Source organism: Dactylosporangium sp. NBC_01737 (genome assembly GCF_035963215.1).
GTDB lineage: Bacteria > Actinomycetota > Actinomycetes > Mycobacteriales > Micromonosporaceae > Dactylosporangium.
Window position 1 is genome coordinate 11,384,595 of record NZ_CP109153.1, and the last position, 19,759, is coordinate 11,404,353.

Consider the following 19,759-nt stretch of genomic DNA (forward strand, 5'->3'; position numbering starts at 1 on the left):
ACACCCCGCACTTCCGCCGTTGCGCACAAGCGGCACGGCCGCACAATTGTTGAAACGTTCTAATTGAAACGTTCCATCAGGAGGCGACATGACGAAGCCGACCCGTCGTTCGATCGCGACGCGATTCTGGAGCCTGATACTGCTGGCCGGCGTGGCCGGCGGCGCGGGCCAGCTGCCGGGTTCGCCGACCTCGGCCGCCCCGCCCGCCGGCGCCCTGGCCGCCCTGAACTACGCGCCGACGTCGCGGACGGTGCGTCCCACGGCGGTCTATGGCACGTCGGGCACGGTCGCGAACCCGCAGAACGTGCTGTCGGGCGCCGCGACCCGCATCAGCGGCGCCGGTTCTGCGCTGTCACTGGACTTCGGCAAGGAGGTGGGCGGTCTGGTGACGCTGTCGTTCGGCTCGACGAGCGACGCGAACCAGCGCGTCGGCCTGGCGTTCAGCGAGTCGTCGCTGTACGTCGGCACGAGCAGCGACGCCAGCAGCGGCGGCAACGCCGACGGGGCCATCTACGGCGCGGCGCCGTCCGGCGGCACGTACACGATGCCGGCCGCCCGGCTGCGCGGCGGCTTCCGCTACCTCACCGTGTTCCTGTCCACCGGCGGCTGGGTCGACCTGCGGGGCGTGTCGCTGAACTTCACCGCCGCACCGGGGATGGCGGACCCGAGCGCGTACGCGAACTACTTCTACTCCAACGACGACCTGCTCAACCGGATCTGGTACGCCGGCGCGTACACCGTGCAGATGAACACGATCGCCTCGAACCAGGGACGGGCCTGGCCGCCGCCGCCGTCGGAGTGGGACAACGGCGCCACCGTCTCGGTCGGCTCGACCGTGCTCGTCGACGGCGCGAAACGGGACCGCACCGTCTGGCCCGGCGACCTCGGCGTCGCGGTGCCCACGCAGTACGCCTCGACCAACGATCTGGTGTCCACCCGCAACGCGCTCACGACGATGTTCAACGTGCAGGCCGCATCGGGTGAGATCCCGTGGTCGGGTCCGCCGTTCAACCTGACCGGCTCGGACACCTACCACACCTGGACGCTGCTCGGCTCGGCCACGTACTACACGTACTCGGCGGACCGGGCCTGGCTGGACTCGGTGTGGGGCAGGTACAAGCTCGGCATGAGCTTCATCATCAACAAGATCGACGGCAACAACCTGCTCAACGTGACCCGCACGCAGGACTGGGCCCGCAGCGGCCAGGGCGGCGAGAACATCCAGGCCAACGCGCTGCTGTACGCCGCACTCATCGGCGGCGTCAATCTGGCCACCGTGGAGGGTGACACGGCGCTGGCCTCGACCTACGCCGCGAGGGCCGCGGCGCTCAAATCGGCCGCCAACGCCCGGCTGTGGGACGCGAACGCGGGCATGTACCGCGACAACCCGACCAGCGGCATGTATCCGCAGGACGGCAACTCCCTCGCCGTGTGGTACGGGCTGACCGACACGACCGCGAAGGCGGCCGGTATCTCGCAGAAGCTGGCCACCCGGTGGAACATCTACGGCGGGGTGACCCCGGAGTGGGGCGGTGTCCACCCGTTCGCCGGGTCCATGGAGCTCAACGCGCACTTCGTGGCGGGCGACGACCACACCGGCCTGGCCCAGATCCGGCGCACCTGGGGTTACATGCTCAACAGCCCGATCGGCACGAAGAGCACGTTCTGGGAGGGCATCGCCTCCGACGGCGGGCTCGCCTACGGCGGCTCGTTCATGAGCCTGGCCCACGGCTGGTCCACCGGCCCGACGTCCGCGCTGACCTTCAGCGTCCTCGGCATCGCCCCGGAGGTCCAAAGTGGACAGTACCGGTTCGTGCCGCACCCGGGCGACCTGACGAGCGTCGAGGGCCGCATCACCATGCCGCAGGGCGCGGTCAACGCCTCGTGGTCGCGCAACCCATCCGCCGGCACGTACACCGCGCGGCTGAGCGCTCCCGTCGGCACGACCGGCCGGATCGGCGTGCCGAAGCTCGGCAGTTCCGGCGTCACGGTGTCCGTCAACGGCGCCGTGGTGTGGAGCGGCGGGACGTTCACCCCGCGGCCCGGCATCGGCGGCGGGACACAGGACGACAGGTACATCTACCTCACCGGCGTCACGCCCGGCACGTACGACGTCTCGGCGACCGGACTGGGCAACCCGGCCCCGCCGCAGCCCCCGTCGCTCGGCCCGGCCGGCCTTCCCGACGGGTACACCCGGTGCGCGGGAGAGGGCGGCCAGTGCACGTTCACGGGCACCCGCATGGTGGCGTTCGGCGCCGGGTCGTACGCGTACAGGACGGCGTCGTCCGGCACGGCGTGCACGAGCGCCGCGTTCAACGGCGACCCGGCACCGAACCTGCTCAAGTCCTGCTACGTCGCTCCGCTCGGCGGGCCCAGCGGGTACACCACCTGCGCCGCGGAGAACGGCACCTGCGCGTTCAGCGGCTTCGGACGCAACATCGCCTACGGCGCCAACGGCGCGTTCAACTCCCAGGTCCGCGGTGCGAGCACCACGTGCTCGAACGCGCAGTTCGGCGATCCGCTGCCCAACGTCGTCAAGAACTGCTACCTGCCGCCGGCCGGCGGGCCGGGCAGCGGCTGGACGCAGTGCGCGGCCGAGGGCGGCACCTGTGCGGCACTCAACGGCCAGCCGGTCGCGTACGGCGCGTACGGCGCCTTCAACCACGCCACCGCGAGCGGGAACACGGCGTGCTCCAACGCGATGTTCGGCGACCCGGTCAACGGCGAGGCGAAGGCCTGCTACACGAGGACGGGCGCCCCGCCCGGCTACGGCACCACCTGCGCCGCCGAGGGCGGCACCTGCGCCTTCACGGGCCAGCGAACGGTCGCGTACGGCGCCCGCGGGGTGTTCGTCTACAAGTCCTTCACCGGCGGCACCGCCTGCACCTCCGCGGCGTTCGGCGGTGACCCGCTGGCCGGCGCGGCGAAGTCCTGCTACCTGACGCCGTAACGGTTGCCCGGCGACGCCCACCGCTGCTCAGCGGTGGGCGTCGCCGGGCCCCAGCATGGTGCGCAGTTCCTGCTCGCGTTGCGTGCGCGTCTTCGGAAAGCCCGGCGCGTCCGGGCGGCGCTGCCACGGGTGCGGGCCCGCCGCCAGGCGGTACTCGACGCCGAGGGCGTCCAGCCGGTCGAGGTGCGCGGCCAGCCGGGCGTCGAAGCCGTCCGCCGGGCCCGACCACAGCACCTCGGCGAACGCGGACAGGCGCGGGAACGCGGCGTAGTCGACGGCGCGGGCCGAGGCGAGGTGCTCGGTCCACACGTTGCACTGCCCGCCGATCACCCTGGCCGCCTCCTCGGCGGTCAGGCCGGGCGGGACCGGGTCGAAGGCGTACACGTCCTGCACGGCGAGCCTGGTGCCGACCGGCACCGGCTCGTCGGGCGAGTCGGACTGGCGGTAGTCGAGGTAGGTCCACATGTCCGGGCAGGACACCACCCGATGGCCCGCCCGGGCGGCGCGCACGGCCGCCTCGGGGCCGCGCCACGCCGCGATGAGCGCGCCCTCGGGGGCGCCACCCTCGAGGATCTCGTCCCAGCCGTAGACGGTCCGGCCGTGCGCGGTCACGTGCGCGGCCACCTGAGCGACGAACCACGCCTGCAGCGCCGTCTCGTCGGGCAGGCCGAGCGCCCGCATCCGGTCCTGGGCGGCCGGGCTCGCCCGCCACTCGCCCTTGGGGCACTCGTCGCCGCCGATCCCGACGTACGGGCCGGGGAAGATCGCGCACACCTCGTCGATCACGGCGCGGCAGAACTCGAGCGCGGCGTCGGAGACGTTGAGCACGTGCGGGGAGACGCCCCAGCCGGTGCGGACGCCGACCTCGGCGAGGCCGTTGCCCAGGTGCGGGTACGCGGCGACGGCCGCCTGCATGTGGCCGGGCAGGTCCACCTCTGGCACGACGGTGATGTGGCGGTCGGCCGCGTACGCGACGATCTCGCGTAGGTCGGCGGCGGTGTAGCGGCCGCCGTGCGGGCGCTCGTCGAGGATGCCGTGCTGCCGCGACCCGCGCATGCTCGCCGGGCGCCACGCGCCGACCTCGGTGAGACGCGGGTATCCCGGCACCGGCAGCCGCCAGCCCTGGTCGTCGGTCAGGTGCAGGTGCAGGACGTTGAGCTTGTGCATCGCGAGCAGATCCACGAACCGCAGCACTTCCGCCTTGGGCATGAAGTGGCGGGCGACGTCGAGCATGCAGCCGCGCCATGCGTACCGGGGCGCGTCGTGGACCGTCACGGCGGGCAGGATCCAGTCGGCGCCGCCGACGGCGCCGCGGCGGTACACCGCTGGGGGCAGCAGCTGCAGGAGCGTCTGCACGCCGTGGAAGACGCCGGCCGGACCGCCGCCGGTGAGCTCGACGCCGCCGGCGGTGACGCGCAGCCGGTACCCGCCGTCGGCAAGCGCCGGGTCGGTGGACAGGCGGATGGCGTCGCCGGGCGGCAGGAAGCATCCGGTGGCCGGCCCGAGTGCGCCGCGCAGCCAGGCGGCCACCCGGTCCAGCCCCGGACCGGCGGCGAGCGTCGTGGCCGGGGTGAGCCGGAACGCACCGCTGCTCGGCTCCACTGTGGACGGCCGTGGCAGGAGAGCCGGGGTCACCCCTTCACCGCCCCGCCCAGGCCGGCCACGAGACGGTGACGGACCAGGAGGAAGAACAGCAGCACCGGCACGGTCATGAGCACGGACGCGGCCATGATGGCGCCCCAGTCGTTCTCATCGGGCTTGAAGAAGACGACCAGGGCCATCGGCAGGGTCTGGTGCTCCGTCGCGCTGATGATGAAGGTACGGGCGAACAGGAAGTCGTTCCACGCGGTGATGAAGGAGAAGACGCTCGTCGCGGCGAGGCCCGGCGCCACCAGCGGGAACAGGATCCGCCACAGGACGGTGAAGCGGCTCGCGCCGTCGATCACCGCCGCCTCCTCCAGTTCGTCGGGCACGGCGGCGACGAAGCCGCGCAGCATCCAGACCGCGAACGGCAGCGTGAACGCGGTGTGCACGAGCATGAGCGAGCCGAGCGTGTTCAGCCCGACGCCCGGCACGACGGCGCCGACGTCGCGGATGAGGAAGAACAGCGGGATGGTCAGCGCCTCGATCGGCACCATCTGGGCGATGAGGAACATGACCAGGATCGTGGTGCGGAACCTGAAGTGGTACCGGGTGAGCAGCACCGCGGCGAGGAAGGCGATGAGCGCGGACAGCGTGACCACGACGAGCGCGACGACCAGGCTGTTGAGGAAGTAGCGGCCGAAGCTCTCCACGCCGAGCACCCGGCGGAAGCTGTCCAGGGTCGGCGCGAGCGTCCATGGCCGCTGGTCGAGGGAGTGGATCTCGCCCGGCGGCTTGAGCGCCGACAGCAGCATCCAGTAGATGGGGAAGGCGGTCACGGCCGCGACGAGGACCGCGATCGCGTTGAGCGCCTGCCGTCGCAGCATCTTCACAGTGCCTCTCCGCTTCTGCCCAGGGCGCGCAGGTAGAGCACGGTCACCGCGAGCAGGATCAGCATCACGACCATGCCGATCGCGGAGCCGAGGCCGTACTCGGAGGCCGCGAACGCCTGCTGGTAGGCGTACACGTTGAGCACGAGGTTCTGCCCGGCGATCCCGCCGCCGCCCGTCATCACGTAGATCTGGGTGAACACCTTGAAGTCCCAGATGATCGACTGGATGACGACGATGGTGAGCAGCGGCCGCAGGATCGGCACGATGATCCGCCAGAACTGCTGCCAGGCCCCGGCGCCGTCGAGCGCGGCAGCCTCCAGGGTGGCGTCCGGGATGGCCTTGATCCCCGCGTACAGGGTGATCATCACGAACGGGAACGAGTGCCACACGACGACGGCGCCGACGAGGGAGAAGGCGCTGTACCGGTCGTACATCCAGTTGTGCCCGTCCAGGCCGAGCACCTGGTTGACCAGGCCGAGGTTGGCGTCGAACAGGAACATCCACACGGTGGAGCCGGTGACCGCGGGCGCGGCCCACGCGGACAGGGCCGCGACCGACAGCAGCATCCGAGGCCACCGGCCGATCCGGGTGAGCAGGACCGCCAGGGCCGCGCCGACGGCGAGTGTCGCCACGACACAGGCGGCGGCGAAGCCGACGGTGGCCAGCAGCACCGACCAGAACTGCCCGGCACCGAACAGTGCCGCGTAGTTGTCGGCGCCGACGAAGCGGGTCGGTTGCCCGCCGCTCACCTGCGCCTGCCGGAAGTCCAGCACGGACAGCAGGCCGAGCTGGTAGATCGGGTAGACGAACAGCGGCACGAGCACCGCGGCGGCCGGCAGCAGCATCCACCATGGGGTGCGCCGCCGCCCGCGGCGGCCCGGCGGGCGGTGGCCGGGCGCCCGCCACGACCGTCCACCGGCCCGCCGGGTGCGGGCGACCGGCGGGCCGGTCGTGCCCGGCCCGCCTCGTCCACCGGGAGCACCGTCACTTGAACGCCGCGTTCATCGCGGTCGCCGCCTCGTCCGTGGCCTGATCCACCGTCGCCTTGCCGGTCACGATCTTCTCCAGCATCGTCGGCACGACGGCCTGCGCGTCGATCTTGCCCCACCCCGGGTGCAGCGGCACGAACCGTGTGCCGGCCGCGATCGTGTCCATGAACGGCTTGAGGAACGGCTCCCTGCCGGCCAGTTCGGTCCGTGCCGAGGTCAGCGTCGGCAGGTTGCCCATCGCGGTGTACATCTGCTGCTGGTACTTCCTGCTCGCCAGGAGCTTCATGAAGTCTGCGGCGAGGGTGCGGCGCTGGCTGCTCTTCATGACGCCGAGGTTGTTGCCGCCGGCGAACGCGGGTGCGACCGACCCCGGTTTCGTGCCCGGCAGCGGCACGACCGCGTACTTGCCCTTGGCCGCGCCGGCCTCGACGGCCGCCCGGTTGAAGTTGCCGAGGATCGCCATGCCGGCCTTGCCGCTGGCGAACAGTTCCACGGTCTTGCCGCCGGTGAGGTCGGCACACTGCTGCGGCGGGCAGTTGTCGGCCTTGATCAGGTCGGTGTAGGCCTTCACGCCGACCCGCGACTGCGCCGAGTTGATCGCGGCGGTGTAGGTGTCGCCGGACTTCGTGGCGAGGTCACCGCCGGCGTCCCAGACGAAGGGCAGCGCGGCGAAGGTGTACTTGCCGCCGACCGCGAGCCCGAACAGCTCGGGCTTCTTGGCCCGGATCTGCCGGGCGGCGGCGACGAGGTCCGCCTGCGACGTGGGCGGGTTCAGGCTCAGCTCGCTGAACACGTCGGTGCGGTAGTACAGCGCGCGGACCCCGACGTACCAGGGCACGCCGTAGAGCTTGCCGTCGATGGTGGCGCTGGCCCGCAGGTCGGCGCCGAGGTCCTTGCCCTCGGCCCAGCCGTCGACGTCCTTGCCGACCTCGGCGAGCCCGCCGGCCGCCACGTATTCGGGCAGGTCCGTGTTGCCGTACTCCACGACGTCCGGCGCGCTGGACGGGTCGTTGAACGCGCCCTTGAAGCGCTCGCTGCGGGTGTTCACCGCGATATAGGTGACCTCGACGCTCACGTCCTTGTGCGCGGCGGTGAACTCGGCGATCGCGTCGTTGACCACCTTGTCCTTCGGGGCGCGGTTCGGCTCGTCGAACAGCCACACCCGCAGGGCGCCGGTCTGCTTGTCCGCGCCGTCGGTCTTCGCCGGTGCCGTGGACGGTGCGCACCCGGCCAGACCGGCGACCAGACCGGCTGCAAGGAGACCGGCGAGCGCTGTTGCGCGAAATCTCATGGAGGCTCCCTGGGAGTGGTAAATACGGACCTGGTTCGTATATAGTTCGTTGAACTGGCCCCTAGCCTGAGACGCCGGTCACTGCCGCGTCAAGAGGTCGGCACTCAGAAATACGTCCTCAGGACATCCGTTACCGTGCCGTCATCGTCGAGGACCGGGATCGCCCGCCACTTGTCGAAGGCGGTGCACGGATGGGAGATGCCGAGCCCGACGAGGTCACCCGGGCGCAGCACGCCCCGCGGGTCGGCGACGAACATGTGGTGGTCGTTGACCCTGGTCACGCCGAGGCCGTGGCCGGGCCGCCCACCGCCCGCCGCCGACCTGACGACACGCGGCACCGGCAGGCCCTCGTCGTAGGAGACGTCCCGCTTGCCGGCGCCGAGGATCGCCAGGCCCGGCTCGGGGGTGGACAGCACCTGCGCCCACAGCGTCAGCGCCGGCAGCAGCTCCCCCTCGACGCGGTTGAACGGGGTGCGCTCGCGGTAGAAACCCTCGTCGTGCGACAGGTACGCGCCGCTGCGCAGCACCGTCGTGACCCGGTGCCCGGGCGGCCACGGCCCGCCGGCGTCGCCGCCGAGCCGGGCGGCGACCAGGTCGAACCAGGCACTGCCGCCGGTCGCCACGATCACCTCCGGGCCGAGCAGCCGGTCGGCGGCCAGGGCGTGCACGGCGGCGCGCAGCCCGTCGAGGAACCCCGTCACGGCCGCGGCGTCCGGCAGGCCGCCCTCGTAGCCGGCCACCCCGGCCAGGCGCAGCGCCGGGTCGGCGGCCACCGCGGCGGCCACCGCGCGCAGCTCGCCGAGCGTGCGGCAGCCGGCCCGGCCGCCAGGGTGCCCGAGCTCCACCAGCACCGGCAGGGCGAGCCCCGACGCGGCCCGTACACCTTCGGCCGAGTCGACCTGGAACAGCACCTCGAATCCCGCCCCGGCCTCGGCGGCGAGCCAGCGCAGGACGCCCCGGTCGAGCAGCTGGCCGGCCACGACGACCCGGGCCGCACCGAGGCGGCGCAGCGCGAGGACCTGGTTGGCGGTGGCCGCCGTGACGCCCCACGCCCCCGCGGCGCGCTGCGCGTCCAGCAGCGACGGCGCCATGTGCGTCTTCGCGTGCGGCGCGAACGCGAGGCCGTGCGCGGCGCAGAAGCCCGCCAGGGTGCGCAGGTTGTGCTCCAGCGCGGCCCGCCGGGCGACCAGCACCGGCCAGGTGAACGCGCCGTCGAACAGCCCGGGCCGGCCGGCCAGGAAGTCGGCCGTGCGCACCGGATCCGGCTGCCAGAATCCCTTGGTACGCCAGTCCAGCAGATCTTCGTCCATGGCAACTCCCGCTTGATTCTTCGGCCGCGAACCCGCAAGCTTCAACGAGCTACTTACGAACCTGCTTGTGTTGCGCTGGATCATAATGGAAGGGGCTCCGCCGGTGCCGGTGCCGATGGTGATCGGGCTCGTCGTGCACGCGAGTCATCGCAGCCTGTTCCAGGACGCGGCGCGCACCCTGACCGGCGTCACCCTCGAATGGGTGGTGTACCAGCACGAAGGCCAGATCCGAGACGGCGTCCGCGCCCTGCTGGACCGCCGCACCGTCGACGGGCTGCTGCTCGGCCCGGTGCCCTACGCCCGCTGCCGCGACGTGCTGCCCGACGGCCTGACGGTCGCGGTGACCCGCTCCGCCGGGCTCGACCTCGCCCTCGCATGGAGCCGGGCGCTGATCCGGGGGCTGCCGGCCACGCCGGTGAGCATCGACACGTTCACCCAGGAGGCCGTCGATCAGGTCGCCTACGCCCTCGGCCTCAACCGGGCCGACGTCGCGTGCCTGCCCTTCGAGCCGGAGCAGGGCGTCGAGGAGATCGTCGCGTTCCACCGCCGGTTCCGCGAGCAGACCGGCAGCGCCTACGCCATCAGTGTCCGCACCGGCGTCATGGCCGCGCTGGACGGCGAGCTCCCGGTGCTCAGCGGCGTGGCCGGCCTCGCCACGCTCCGCGCCGAGCTGCACGAGCTCGCCCTGCGCATCCAGTCCAGACGGGCCAGCGAGCTGCGGTTCGCCGCCGGGGTGTTCCTCATCGTCAACCACTCCCCCGACCTCGACCGCGCCCGGGTCGGACTGATGAACCTGCTGCTCAACACGCCCGAGCTGGCCGACGGCTGGATCGAGAACCGCGACCGCCGCGGCGTGGTCGTCTTCGCCCACCGGGCGCTGTTCGAGACGCTGACCGGCAACTGGGTGAGCCTGCCGGTCCTCGCCCGCGCCCAGGAGACCCTCGGGGTGCGGGTGGTCGCCGGCTTCGGCGTCGGCGCGAGCGCACGGACCTGCGTCGCCCTGGCCGAACGGGCCGCGGCCCGCGCCGAGCACGACGGCTCGCCGGTCGCCTACCTCATCGAGGACAGCGGCGTCGTGATCGGCCCGATGGGCACCGCCGGGACGCCGCTCACGTACACCTACCGCGGGCACGGCGACGACCTGGAGACCCTCGCCCGCGGCATCGGCCTGAGCCCGGCGACGGTGTCGCGCCTCGCCGCGCTGGAGCGCACCCTCAACGGCCAGCCGATCTCACCGAGCGACCTGGCCAGCTCGCTCGGCATCACCGACCCGAGCGGCCGGCGGCTCATCCGCAAACTCGGCGAGCACGGCCTCGTGACCGCCGACGGCAGCACCCAGGTCACGCCGAAGGGGCGGCCGACCAGGCTGTACCGGCTGGCGATCAACGAGGCGATGGCCACCGATGGGCGGTGACCTCCTCCTGACCGGCGGCGAGGTGCTCGACCCGGCGGGGCGCTCGGGCCGGCTCGACGTCGCCGTGCACGGCGGGCGGATCGCCGCGGTCGGCCCGGACCTGCCCCGCGACGGCGCCCGCGAGGTCCTCGACGTGCGCGGCCGCCTCGTCACCCCCGGCCTGATCGACCTGCACACCCACGTCCACCCCGGGGCGACCTACTGGGGTATCGACCCCGACGCCGTCGCCTGGTACTCCGGCGTCACCACCTGGGTCGACGCGGGCTCCGCCGGCGCGTACACCCTGGAGGGACTGCGCCGGGCGGTGCGCACCATGACGGTGCGGGTGCCGGTGCTGCTCAACATCGCCGCCGTCGGGCTGACCGGGCGCACCGGCGAGAGCCGCGACCTCGACACCTGCGACGTGGACCTCGCGATCGCCACCGTCGCCGCCAACCGGGACCTCGTCGCCGGGATCAAGGTCCGCGTCGACCGGGAGACCGTCGGCCGGCACGGCACCGAGCCGCTGCGGCGCGGCCTGCGCGTCGCCGAGGCGTGCGGCGTGCCGCTCATGGCGCACATCGGGGCCGGCCCGCCCTCCGTCGACGAGGTGCTGGACCTGCTGCGCCCCGGCGACCTCGTGACCCACTGCGCCAGCGCGATCGCCGCCGGTCCCGCCGTGCTGCGGCCGTCGCTGCTCGAGGCGTACCGCCGGGGCGTGCGCTTCGACATCGGCCACGGCTCCGGCGGCTTCGCGTTCGACGTCCTCGAGGCGCAGCTGGCCGCCGGGCTCACCCCGTTCAGCGTCTCCTCCGACCTGCACGCCCGCTCCCTGTACGGGCCGGTGTTCGACCTTCCCACGACGATGGCGAAGCTCCTCGCGGCCGGGCTGCCGCTGGCCGAGGTGGTGGCCGCCGCGACGAGCCGGCCGGCCGCCGCGCTCGGCCTGCCCGGCGGTTCGCTCGCCGCCGGGGCCCCGGCGGACCTCGCCGTGGCAGGTCCTCGACGAGCCGTTCACCGTCGTCGACGCGCACCGGCAGCGGCGGACCGCCCCGGCACGGCTGGTCAACGAGGCGACGTTCGTGGCCGGGCGGCTGCTGCCCCGCGCCTGCCCGCCGATCCGCCGCCCTGGGTGCCGCTCACCCCGGCGCAACGCTCCGCCCTCGCGGCGCGGGCGGACGGGCTGCGGGCACTGCTGAGCACCCCCATCGTCGGCCCGGACGACCTCGCGGAGCAGTTCCCGCGCGGGACGCCGGCAGAGAAGAGAGGCTGACCCACATGCCCAAACGGATCGTCATGTCCGACCAGGCGGCGCCGCCCGGCGGCCCGTACTCGCACGCGGTCGTCGCCGGCGACACCGTCTACCTGGCCGGCGCCATCCCAGCGCTGCCGGACGGCACCCGCGTGACCGGATCGTTCGAGGAGCAGGCGCGCGCCGCGTTCCGCAACCTCGCCGCGGTCGCCGAGGCGGCCGGGGCGCGCCTCGACCAGGCCGTCCGCGTCGGCGTCTACCTGCGCGACTTCGCCGACTTCCCGGCGATGAACGCGATCTACAGCGAGTTCTTCGGCGCCGAGAACCTGCCGGTGCGCACGACCGTCCCGGTGCCGCTGGTCGGCTTCGACATCGAGGTCGACGCGGTGCTGTACACCGGCTGACCGCCGCTTCGCTCAGTCGCCGATGCGGTGCGTGAGGGCGGTGTAGCGCCGCCCGGCGCCCACGGTCCGCACGGCGGCGGCGAGGGCCCGGCGGGACCCGACGAGCACGACGAGCTTCTTGGCGCGGGTGACGGCGGTGTACAGCAGATTGCGCTGCAGCATCATCCACGCGCTCGTCGTCAGCGGGATGACGACCGCCGGGTACTCGGAGCCCTGTGAGCGGTGGATGGTCATGGCGTACGCATGGGCGAGTTCGTCGAGCTCGTCGAAGCTGTACTCGATGTGCTCGTCCTCGTCCGTGCGCACCGTGAGGGACTGGTCCTCCGTGGACAGTGCGGTGATGACACCCAGGGTGCCGTTGAACACGCCGGCCTGGCCCTTGTCGTAGTTGTTGCGGATCTGGGTGACCTTGTCGCCGATGCGGAACACCCGTCCCCCGAAGCGGCGTTCGGGCAGCCCGTCGCGGCCCGGGGTGAGCCGCTGCTGCAGCAGGGTGTTGAGCGCGCCGGCGCCGGCCGACCCGCGGTGCATCGGGGCGAGTACCTGGACGTCCCGGCGCGGATCGAGGCCGAACTTCGCCGGGATCCGCGTGCACGCCACGTCGACGGTCAGCGCCGCCGCCGCGTCCGTGTCGTCGCACGGGAACAGGAAGAAGTCGGTCATCCCCTCCAGCTGCGGCGGCTTCCCCGCGTTGATGCGGTGGGCGTTGACCACCACACCGGACTTCGCCGCCTGCCGGAACACCTGCGTGAGCCGCACCTGCGGGACGCTGTCCGCGGCGAGCACGTCCCGCAGCACCTCACCGGCGCCGACGGACGGCAACTGGTCGACGTCACCGACGAGCAGCACGTGCGCGCCGGGCGGGACGGCCTTCACGAGCTTGTTGGCGAGGATCAGGTCCAGCATCGAGGCCTCGTCGACGACGAGCAGGTCGACGTCGAGGGGGTTGTCCCGGTCGAAGGACGCGTCGCCGCCGGGGCGCAGCTGCAGCAGCCGGTGCACCGTCCCGGCGGGGTGCCCGGTGAGCTCGGCGAGGCGTTTCGCGGCCCGCCCGGTCGGCGCGACCAGGGTGACCTTCGCCTTCTTCGCCACCGCGAGCGTCACGATGGACCGCACGGTGAAGCTCTTGCCGCAGCCCGGCCCGCCGGTGAGGACCGCCACCTTCGACGTCAGCGCGAGCCGCACCGCCTGCTCCTGCTCCGGTGCCAGGGTGGCACCGGTCCGCGTGTGCAGCCACGCCAGGGCCTTCGGCCAGTCCACCCCGGCGAAGTGCGGCATCCGGTCCGCCCGCTCCCGCAGCAACCGGTTCAGCGAACCGGCGAGCGCCGTCTCCGCCCGGTGGAACGGCACCAGGTACACCGCCGCATCGACACCCGGCAAGCGCTCCCGGACGACGCCCTCCTCCGCGACGAGGGCATCCAGGCAGGTGCCGACGAGCACGCCCGGGACGTCGAGGATCTTCGCCGCGTCGGCGATCAGCTGCTCCTGCGGCAGGTAGCAGTGCCCGGAGTCGGTCGCCTCCGACAGGGTGTACTGCAGGCCGGCCTTCACCCGCTCCGGGCTGTCGTGCGGGATGCCGACCGCCTGCGCGATCGTGTCGGCGGTCTTGAACCCGATGCCCCACACGTCGGCGGCCAGCCGGTACGGCTCGTTGCGGACCACGGCGATCGAGGCGTCCGTGTACTGCTTGAAGATCCGCACCGCGAGCGACGTCGACACGCCGACGCCCTGCAGGAAGACCATCACCTCCTTGATCGCCTTCTGCTCCTCCCACGCCGCGGTGATCTTCGCCGTGCGTTTCGGGCCCAGCCCCGGCACCTCGATCAACCGGCCGGGGTGCTCCTCGATGATCTGCAGCGTGTCCAGGCCGAAGTGCGCGACGATCCGTTCGGCGAACACCGGCCCGATGCCCTTCACCAGACCGGAGCCGAGGTACCGCTGGATCCCCTGCACCGTGGCGGGCAGCACCGTGGTGTACGACTCGACCTCGAACTGCCGCCCGAACTTCGGATGGCTCGACCACCGCCCCAGCAGCCGCAGACTCTCCCCCGGCTGCGCGCCGAGCAACGCCCCGACCACGGTGAGCAACTCGTCGCCACCGCGGCTGGTCGCCACCCGCGCGACGGTGTAGCCGGTGTCCTCGTTGACGTAGGTCAGCCGCTCCAGCACCGCCTCGAGGACGGCGCCCGGCGGACGGTTCGAGGCGGCGGTCGCGGTCACGGCGACCATGGTGCCCGCTCACCCGTCCCGGCCGCCAGCACCCGGCCCGGTTCCTGAGCCCGCTGGACGTGTGTCTGCCCACCTCACGGTCGGCTCCGGGACTTCCAACACGGTCGCGCTGCTGCGCTGGCGAGAGGGCCGGGTCCAGCCGATACCGTTCGACAGCTCGCCGCTGCCGTCCTCCGCGGTGTACGCCGAGGTCGACGGCCGCCTGCTGACCGGCCGCGACGCCACCAGGGCCGCCCGCCTCGACCCTGCCAGGTTCGAACCCAACCCGAAACGCCGCGTCGATGACACCGAGGTCCTGTTCGGCGACGCCGCCGTCACGGTCGTCGACCTCATCGCCGCGACGCTGCGACGCGTCAACGACGAGGCCGTCCGCGCGCTCGGGCAGCGCCCGCAGACCGTCGTCCTCGGCCTGCCCGCCACCCCGACACTCATCGCCGCCGCGATCGGCGCCTGGCTCGACGAGCGCCGCGGTGTGGCCACCCGACCGGCGTGGCAGTTCACGGTCGTCATCCTCGCCGGCGCCACGATCAGCCCGCTCCTGCTCGCCGCAGCCCCGATCACCCTGGTCATCGTCGTCTGGCAACTCCGCAAACGCCGCCGCGCGTAGTCCCACGGCCGCGTGTCCAGCGCTCAGAACGCCTTCGTGCGCATCCCCGTCCAACCCTTTCGTGTCGCACCATCCGATCACGGTCGCTCCGTGCGCTGCCGTCGAAGAGTGAAATCCTGGTGTCCGGGGGCGGTTTGCCGTCCGGTTCGCGCACGCTGAGGCCGGCGGAAGGGGCCAGGATGCGGCGGATCGTGGACGGTGTGTGGGAGATCGGGATCGGATACGTCCACGCGCACCTGATCGAGGTCGACGACGGGCTCGTCCTCGTCGACACCGGGCTGCCGCGCAAGGCGGGGAAGCTGGCGCTGGCGATCCGCAGGACCGGGCACGACCTCGCCGACCTGCGCACGATCCTGATGACGCACCAGCACCCGGACCACATGGGCTCGCTCGCCGCCCTGCGGCAGCGCACCGGCGCACAGGTCGTCGCGCACCGTCAGGACGTCGCCGTCATCGCCGGGGAACGGCCGCAACCCCTGCACCACTGGGCGATGCGGCTGACGGCACCGTTCCTGCGGACGGACCCGTCGCCGGTCGACCGGGCCCTCGACGGCGACGGGCCGACCGGGGTTCCCGGGATCACGGCGGTGCACACGCCAGGGCACACCCCTGGGCACGTGTCGTTTCTGCTCGACCGGGCCGGCGGAGTGCTGTTCGTCGGCGACGCCGCCACCGCGATGTTCGGCCGGGTGCGGGCGTCGCCGAAGATGACCAGCGCCGACCCCGCCCTGGCGCTGCGCAGCGCGGCCCGGCTCGCCGAGCTCGACTTCCAGGTCGCGGTGTTCGGCCACGGCAAGGCCGTCACCGGCGACCCGGTGTCCCGCTTCCGCGACTTCGCCGCCCGCCACCGCTGACGATCCGGCGCAGCCCTTCTGCCGTCCCGCTCGGAGGCCGCCGCGGGTGGGTCCCGATTCCATGGCGCCCGTGCGTCGCCCGCCGCCTCCAGGGGCGGGTGGCCGGACGCGTCACACCGCCGGCCTCGCGGGTGGCAAGCGCTTCGCGGCCCAGCAAAGACAGCACTTCCGCGACAGCCCCAACGCCCCCGAAACTGTCAGACCCCACCGATAGGCTGACCACAGCACCATCGCAGAAGGCGACGACCCCCCGACCGAGCGATCGATGGGAACGGGCTGAGCAACGACGCAGACATGAAGGGCCGCACCAGCCGCAGGGCGGCCTCGGGAATGGAAAGTGAGCAGGTTCAACACTCGAGAGCACACGAAGCCGGACAAGGGCGAGACCACGGCCGGCCACGTGACATCAGGAGCAGCAACGCCGACCGCCCTTCGCGGCAACAATCCAGTGACGGCAGCCCAGTGACGGCAGCCCAGCGGCGACAGCCCAGCGGCGGCAGTGCAGCGGCGGCGGCATCAGGCGAGCGGCAGCGGCAGCGGCACCAGTCCGGCGGCGACAGTCCAGCGGCGCCTGGGCCCCGGATGCACGCGCAGCGAATCCCTGCCAGGCGGCACGCCGGCAGTGCGAGGCGAAGCCGACGCATGGGGGGTGCGGGGTGGCGCAGCCCCCCGCCTGGAGCGGCCGAAGGCTGCGCGGGGATCAAGCGGAGGAGGTGGGATTCGAACCCACGGCGCCCAAGGGGCGCCCGCCGTTTCCAGCGGCGGTTCCGAAGCCGGCCGGCTCCTCCAAGCGGGACGTCCCGTCGGCGCGAGTTGAACGCGCTGTCTCCTCGTTATCAGCGAGGTGCCTCTACCACTTCGGCCTCGACGGGGTGCCGGGAGGACCGCCGGCGGCGGGGCTCCCGTGGTGCGATGACGACCGGATTCGAACCGGCGACCTCGGCCGTGACAAGGCCGCGCTCTGGACCAGGCTGAGCTACGCCACCATGGGGTTGGAACGAAAAACCGCCCGGATCCCTGTGCGGGGCGGGCGGCGTCGAGGAGTGGTCCTTCTATCCTCGTCGCCGTCGCGGCTGATCGCTGATGCGGTCAATGGGCAGCGCGACGGAGCGCGCCCGCAGCTGCCGGATCTCCGTGGCGGTCCATGTCCTCATCGTGCGCTCCTGCCGTGAAGGTGTTCCTGTCTGCGTTCGACGATACGAGCGCGGCCACGGAAGCGAAACCGGTTTTCCCGCCGCGAACCCTGCGCCGTGGAGCGGGTGCGCATACGATCCGAAGGAGATGCCAAGGAGGCGGGGCTGACGTGGCGCGATTCGTGACGATCGGGTATGGCGACCAGGCGGGCTACGACCGCACCGACCCAGCGGTCCGTGACGAGGCGCACGCGCATGACGCCCGGATGCTCGCCGCGGGAGCCAGTGCGGGGAGGGCGGGGCCACCCGTACAGGTGCGAAACCATGACGCCAACGGGGTGAGCGTGCAGAACGGCCCCTTCATGTCCGCCGGGCTGCCGCTGGCCGGGTTCGGGATCATCGAGGCCGAGACCATCGACGAAGCGATCGAGCTCGCGTCGCGGACCCCGTGCGCGGTCGCGCAGGGCGTCGTCGAGGTCTGGCCCCTCCTCGAGTAGGCCGCTCAGCGCAGCGGCACCCGCGGCAGGATCGGGATGCCGGCGGCGGTGGACAGCCACGCGGCGAACGGTTCGGCTCTGGCGTCGGTGAGGGCCTCCTGGAAGATCTCGTTGTGCCGTCCCTGCGACGAGATCGCCCACAGGCGGACCGTCAGGGTCTCGTCCTTCTCGTCCTCCCAGAGCTGCAGCGCCGCGACCCGCTCCGGCGGGCGCCGGAACCTGCCGTTGGCGACCCAGGCCCGGCCGCCGAACAGCCCGGCGGGCGTGAGCATCCACGCGTCCTGGGTCGTGGCGATGACGGCGGTGCCGAGCGACCCGATCAGCACCATGCACACCATTCCGCAGAGGATCGGGCCGCGTTCGCCGTGCCGGTACATCACGATCGTGAGGGCGGCGAGCAGGAGCATGCCGGCGATCGCGGCGATCGACGCGGCGCGCCGCCAGAGCGGTCGCAGCCGCAGCAGCAGGAAGGGCCGGCCCGCGGGGTCGACGCGGTGCACGCCGTGCCAGCCCGGTGGCAACCTGGGCGGGGACGGCGGCGGCCAGGTCCGGGGCGCGGGTGCACTCACGGCCGTCATTGTGTGCGTGCCGCGCAAGGGCGCCTCGTAGCATTGCCGGCATGGCGACGCGGCTGGTGCAGATCAACATGAAGGCCCGGGACGACGCCGCGCTGGGCGGCTTCTGGGCGGAGGTCCTCGGCTGGGGAGTCTCCAGCGAGGAGCCCGGCGTGACGAACCTCGAACCGGAGGGCTTCGTCTATCCCGACCCCGTCGCCGTCTGCATCGACCTCGTCGCCTCCCCGGAACCCAAGACGGTGAAGAACCGCGTGCACGTCGACCTCGCCACCACCTCGGCCGCCCACCAGGCGGAGGTGGTCGCGCGCCTGCGGGGTCTCGGCGCGACGCCGGCTGACGTCGGCCAGGGCGACGTCGCGTGGACGGTCATGGCCGACCCGGAGGGCAACGAGTTCTGCGTGCTGGACCCGCGGCCGCGGTACCGCGACACCGGGCCGATCGCGGCGGTGGTGGTCGACTGCGCGGATCCGCGGGCCATGGCCCGGTTCTGGGGTGAGGCCATGGACTGGACGGTGCATGAGGTGGCGGACGAGATCGCGGTGCTGCGCTCCGCCAAGGGCGTCGGCCCGTATCTGGAGTTCCTGCGCACGCCGGACGTGAAGACCGGGTGGAACCGTGTCCATCTCGACGTGCGCCCGTACCCGGGCGACGACCTGGAGGCAGAGGCAGCCAGGCTCCGCACGCTCGGCGCCACCGCCGTCGACCTGGGCCGCAGCGATCTGCCGTGGAAGGTCCTCACCGACCCGGAGGGCAACGAGTTCTGCCTCCTCACCCCGCGCTAGGGCGGAGTCCGTTGCAGGCGATCTCGATCATGCGCTGCTGGGCGGTCCCGTCGTCGTCGCGGGCGATGCAGCCGGCGATGAGCGCTTTGAGGTCGGCGCTGTCGGCGTCACCGCGGACGGCGCCGGCCTGCTGCGCCCGGGTGAGCAGGCCCGCCAGCGCCGCGTTGAAGTCGTGGATGGCCGTGGACGCCGCGGACTGGAGGTCGAAGCCCGCGCCGGTGAGTGCGTCGCCGACGGCGTGATCGGCGGCGCTCTGGCGCACCAGGAACGCGAAGAACGTGAAGAAGGCCGTGGACGGGTGTTCCTTGGCGGCGATCTCTTCCGCGCTGTGGACGAGGTGCTCGATCCGGTGAAGTGCGACCGCCCGGAAGAGCGCCTCCTTGGTGGGGAAGTGCCGGGTCACGGTGCCGGTGCTGACGCCGGCCCGGCGGGCGATCTCGCGGATGGAGACCGCCGCACCGTGCGCCGCGAAGGCGGCGAAGGCCTCTTCCAGGACTCGCGCCTGATTGCGTCGGCCGTCGGCACGCTGGGGGGCGGTCGGCGCCGCGGTCGCGTCGAGGTGCGCGGCATGCGGGGTCCGGTCCGATGGTGGCATCCCTGTGATCGTATGCCGTGCCGCCGACGCGGCGTCAGGTTGCTCAGCCCTGGAGTGGGCGGGACCCGCTGATGTCGTAGCGCACGACCTCCACGCCGCGGACCTCCGGCATCGGCGGTGCCGTCCGTGCGATGCCGGCCAGATGGTCGGCGAGGTGCGCCTCGGACTCCCACCGCTCGTAGATGTTGACCCGGTCCGGCTCGATCGGGTCGGCCGCCACCACGTAGTCCAGGCATCCCGGCGTGGTCCGGGCCTGGCGCAGGGCGGGGGCGAGGCTTTCGAGGAGTGCGGCGCGGTGGTGGGGATCGACGTAGCCGGTTCCGGCGACGATCAGCATGACTGACCTCCAGAGTTGACGTCTCGCTGTCTGCGGGGCACTGTAGCAGCTAAACGGCACATGCGTGCCGGATAAGTTGATCATGAT

General features: G+C 72.5%; 17 protein-coding genes and 3 tRNA genes. 8 read left to right on the forward strand and 12 right to left on the reverse strand.

Annotated features, from left to right (window positions below; translation table 11 throughout):
- Positions 1-88 precede the first annotated feature (88 nt).
- The gene (locus OHA72_RS52400) at positions 89-2,950 is read left to right on the forward strand and encodes an alpha-L-rhamnosidase-related protein (RefSeq protein WP_327003595.1); all 2,862 of its coding nucleotides are present in this window, start codon (positions 89-91) and stop codon (positions 2,948-2,950) included.
- Between the two features lie 27 nt (positions 2,951-2,977).
- Here OHA72_RS52400 and OHA72_RS52405 read toward each other — a convergent pair whose 3' ends face one another.
- The 5 genes from OHA72_RS52405 to OHA72_RS52425 all read right to left on the reverse strand — a co-directional run bounded on the left by OHA72_RS52405 (position 2,978) and on the right by OHA72_RS52425 (position 9,014).
- Positions 2,978-4,585 (reverse strand): beta-N-acetylhexosaminidase, encoded by a 1,608-nt coding sequence (locus OHA72_RS52405; RefSeq protein WP_327003596.1) that lies wholly within the window; start codon positions 4,583-4,585, stop codon positions 2,978-2,980.
- Positions 4,582-5,418 carry a carbohydrate ABC transporter permease gene (locus tag OHA72_RS52410; RefSeq protein WP_327011827.1) on the reverse strand — a complete coding sequence of 279 codons (837 nt, stop codon included), beginning with the start codon at positions 5,416-5,418 and terminating at the stop codon, positions 4,582-4,584. Before OHA72_RS52410 ends, OHA72_RS52405 begins: the two co-directional genes overlap by 4 nt.
- A gap of 2 nt (positions 5,419-5,420) precedes the next feature.
- Positions 5,421-6,269 (reverse strand): carbohydrate ABC transporter permease, encoded by an 849-nt coding sequence (locus tag OHA72_RS52415; protein ID WP_327003597.1) that lies wholly within the window; start codon positions 6,267-6,269, stop codon positions 5,421-5,423.
- A 139-nt stretch (positions 6,270-6,408) separates the two neighbouring features.
- Positions 6,409-7,704, reverse strand: a complete 1,296-nt coding sequence (locus OHA72_RS52420) for an extracellular solute-binding protein (protein ID WP_327003598.1) — start codon at positions 7,702-7,704, stop codon at positions 6,409-6,411.
- 104 nt (positions 7,705-7,808) lie between these two features.
- The gene (locus tag OHA72_RS52425) at positions 7,809-9,014 is read right to left on the reverse strand and encodes an alanine racemase (protein ID WP_327003599.1); all 1,206 of its coding nucleotides are present in this window, start codon (positions 9,012-9,014) and stop codon (positions 7,809-7,811) included.
- A gap of 103 nt (positions 9,015-9,117) precedes the next feature.
- On the opposite strand from OHA72_RS52425, the gene OHA72_RS52430 reads away from it, so the two are divergent.
- From OHA72_RS52430 to OHA72_RS52440, 3 genes are read left to right on the forward strand one after another with little or no spacing between them, the layout of a single operon-like run.
- Positions 9,118-10,428, forward strand: a complete 1,311-nt coding sequence (locus tag OHA72_RS52430) for a helix-turn-helix domain-containing protein (protein ID WP_327003600.1) — start codon at positions 9,118-9,120, stop codon at positions 10,426-10,428.
- Positions 10,418-11,680, forward strand: a complete 1,263-nt coding sequence (locus OHA72_RS52435; protein WP_327003601.1) for an amidohydrolase family protein — start codon at positions 10,418-10,420, stop codon at positions 11,678-11,680. The genes OHA72_RS52430 and OHA72_RS52435 overlap by 11 nt, the downstream gene beginning before the upstream one ends.
- Positions 11,681-11,685: 5 nt before the next feature.
- On the forward strand, positions 11,686-12,063 hold the full coding sequence (locus OHA72_RS52440) for a RidA family protein (RefSeq protein ID WP_327003602.1): 378 nt from the start codon (positions 11,686-11,688) through the stop codon (positions 12,061-12,063).
- Between the two features lie 12 nt (positions 12,064-12,075).
- On the opposite strand, the gene recD2 is transcribed toward OHA72_RS52440, so the two are convergent.
- Positions 12,076-14,283, reverse strand: a complete 2,208-nt coding sequence (gene recD2, locus OHA72_RS52445) for an SF1B family DNA helicase RecD2 (RefSeq protein WP_327003603.1) — start codon at positions 14,281-14,283, stop codon at positions 12,076-12,078.
- Between the two features lie 70 nt (positions 14,284-14,353).
- On the opposite strand from recD2, the gene OHA72_RS52450 reads away from it, so the two are divergent.
- Together OHA72_RS52450 and OHA72_RS52455 are read left to right on the forward strand one after the other, a co-directional pair.
- Positions 14,354-14,899 (forward strand): Hsp70 family protein, encoded by a 546-nt coding sequence (locus OHA72_RS52450; RefSeq protein ID WP_327003604.1) that lies wholly within the window; start codon positions 14,354-14,356, stop codon positions 14,897-14,899.
- Between the two features lie 179 nt (positions 14,900-15,078).
- A complete protein-coding gene (locus OHA72_RS52455) occupies positions 15,079-15,753 on the forward strand; it encodes an MBL fold metallo-hydrolase (RefSeq protein WP_327003605.1) in 675 nt (224 codons plus the stop codon).
- A 705-nt stretch (positions 15,754-16,458) separates the two neighbouring features.
- Here the strand turns inward: OHA72_RS52455 and OHA72_RS52460 are convergent.
- The 3 genes from OHA72_RS52460 to OHA72_RS52470 all read right to left on the reverse strand — a co-directional run bounded on the left by OHA72_RS52460 (position 16,459) and on the right by OHA72_RS52470 (position 16,739).
- Positions 16,459-16,541: transfer RNA gene (locus OHA72_RS52460), tRNA-OTHER, on the reverse strand.
- A 10-nt stretch (positions 16,542-16,551) separates the two neighbouring features.
- Positions 16,552-16,625 (reverse strand) — tRNA-Ile (locus tag OHA72_RS52465).
- Positions 16,626-16,663: 38 nt separating this feature from the next.
- Positions 16,664-16,739: transfer RNA gene (locus OHA72_RS52470), tRNA-Asp, on the reverse strand.
- A 317-nt stretch (positions 16,740-17,056) separates the two neighbouring features.
- Between OHA72_RS52470 and OHA72_RS52475 the strand changes: the two genes are divergently transcribed.
- Positions 17,057-17,383 carry a YciI family protein gene (locus OHA72_RS52475; protein WP_327003606.1) on the forward strand — a complete coding sequence of 109 codons (327 nt, stop codon included), beginning with the start codon at positions 17,057-17,059 and terminating at the stop codon, positions 17,381-17,383.
- 5 nt (positions 17,384-17,388) lie between these two features.
- Here the strand turns inward: OHA72_RS52475 and OHA72_RS52480 are convergent, their stop codons facing one another.
- Positions 17,389-17,952, reverse strand: coding sequence for a hypothetical protein (locus OHA72_RS52480; RefSeq protein WP_327003607.1), 564 nt, complete (start codon positions 17,950-17,952; stop codon positions 17,389-17,391).
- Between the two features lie 50 nt (positions 17,953-18,002).
- On the opposite strand from OHA72_RS52480, the gene OHA72_RS52485 reads away from it, so the two are divergent.
- Complete coding sequence (locus OHA72_RS52485; protein ID WP_327003608.1) at positions 18,003-18,740, forward strand: VOC family protein; 738 nt, start codon at positions 18,003-18,005, stop codon at positions 18,738-18,740.
- Here OHA72_RS52485 and OHA72_RS52490 read toward each other — a convergent pair.
- Complete coding sequence (locus tag OHA72_RS52490; protein WP_327003609.1) at positions 18,727-19,335, reverse strand: TetR/AcrR family transcriptional regulator; 609 nt, start codon at positions 19,333-19,335, stop codon at positions 18,727-18,729. The two genes, OHA72_RS52485 and OHA72_RS52490, sit on opposite strands and share 14 nt — an antisense overlap.
- A 43-nt stretch (positions 19,336-19,378) precedes the next feature.
- Positions 19,379-19,672: a putative quinol monooxygenase gene (locus OHA72_RS52495; protein ID WP_327003610.1), complete on the reverse strand. Its 294-nt coding sequence runs from the start codon at positions 19,670-19,672 to the stop codon at positions 19,379-19,381.
- Positions 19,673-19,759 lie beyond the last annotated feature (87 nt).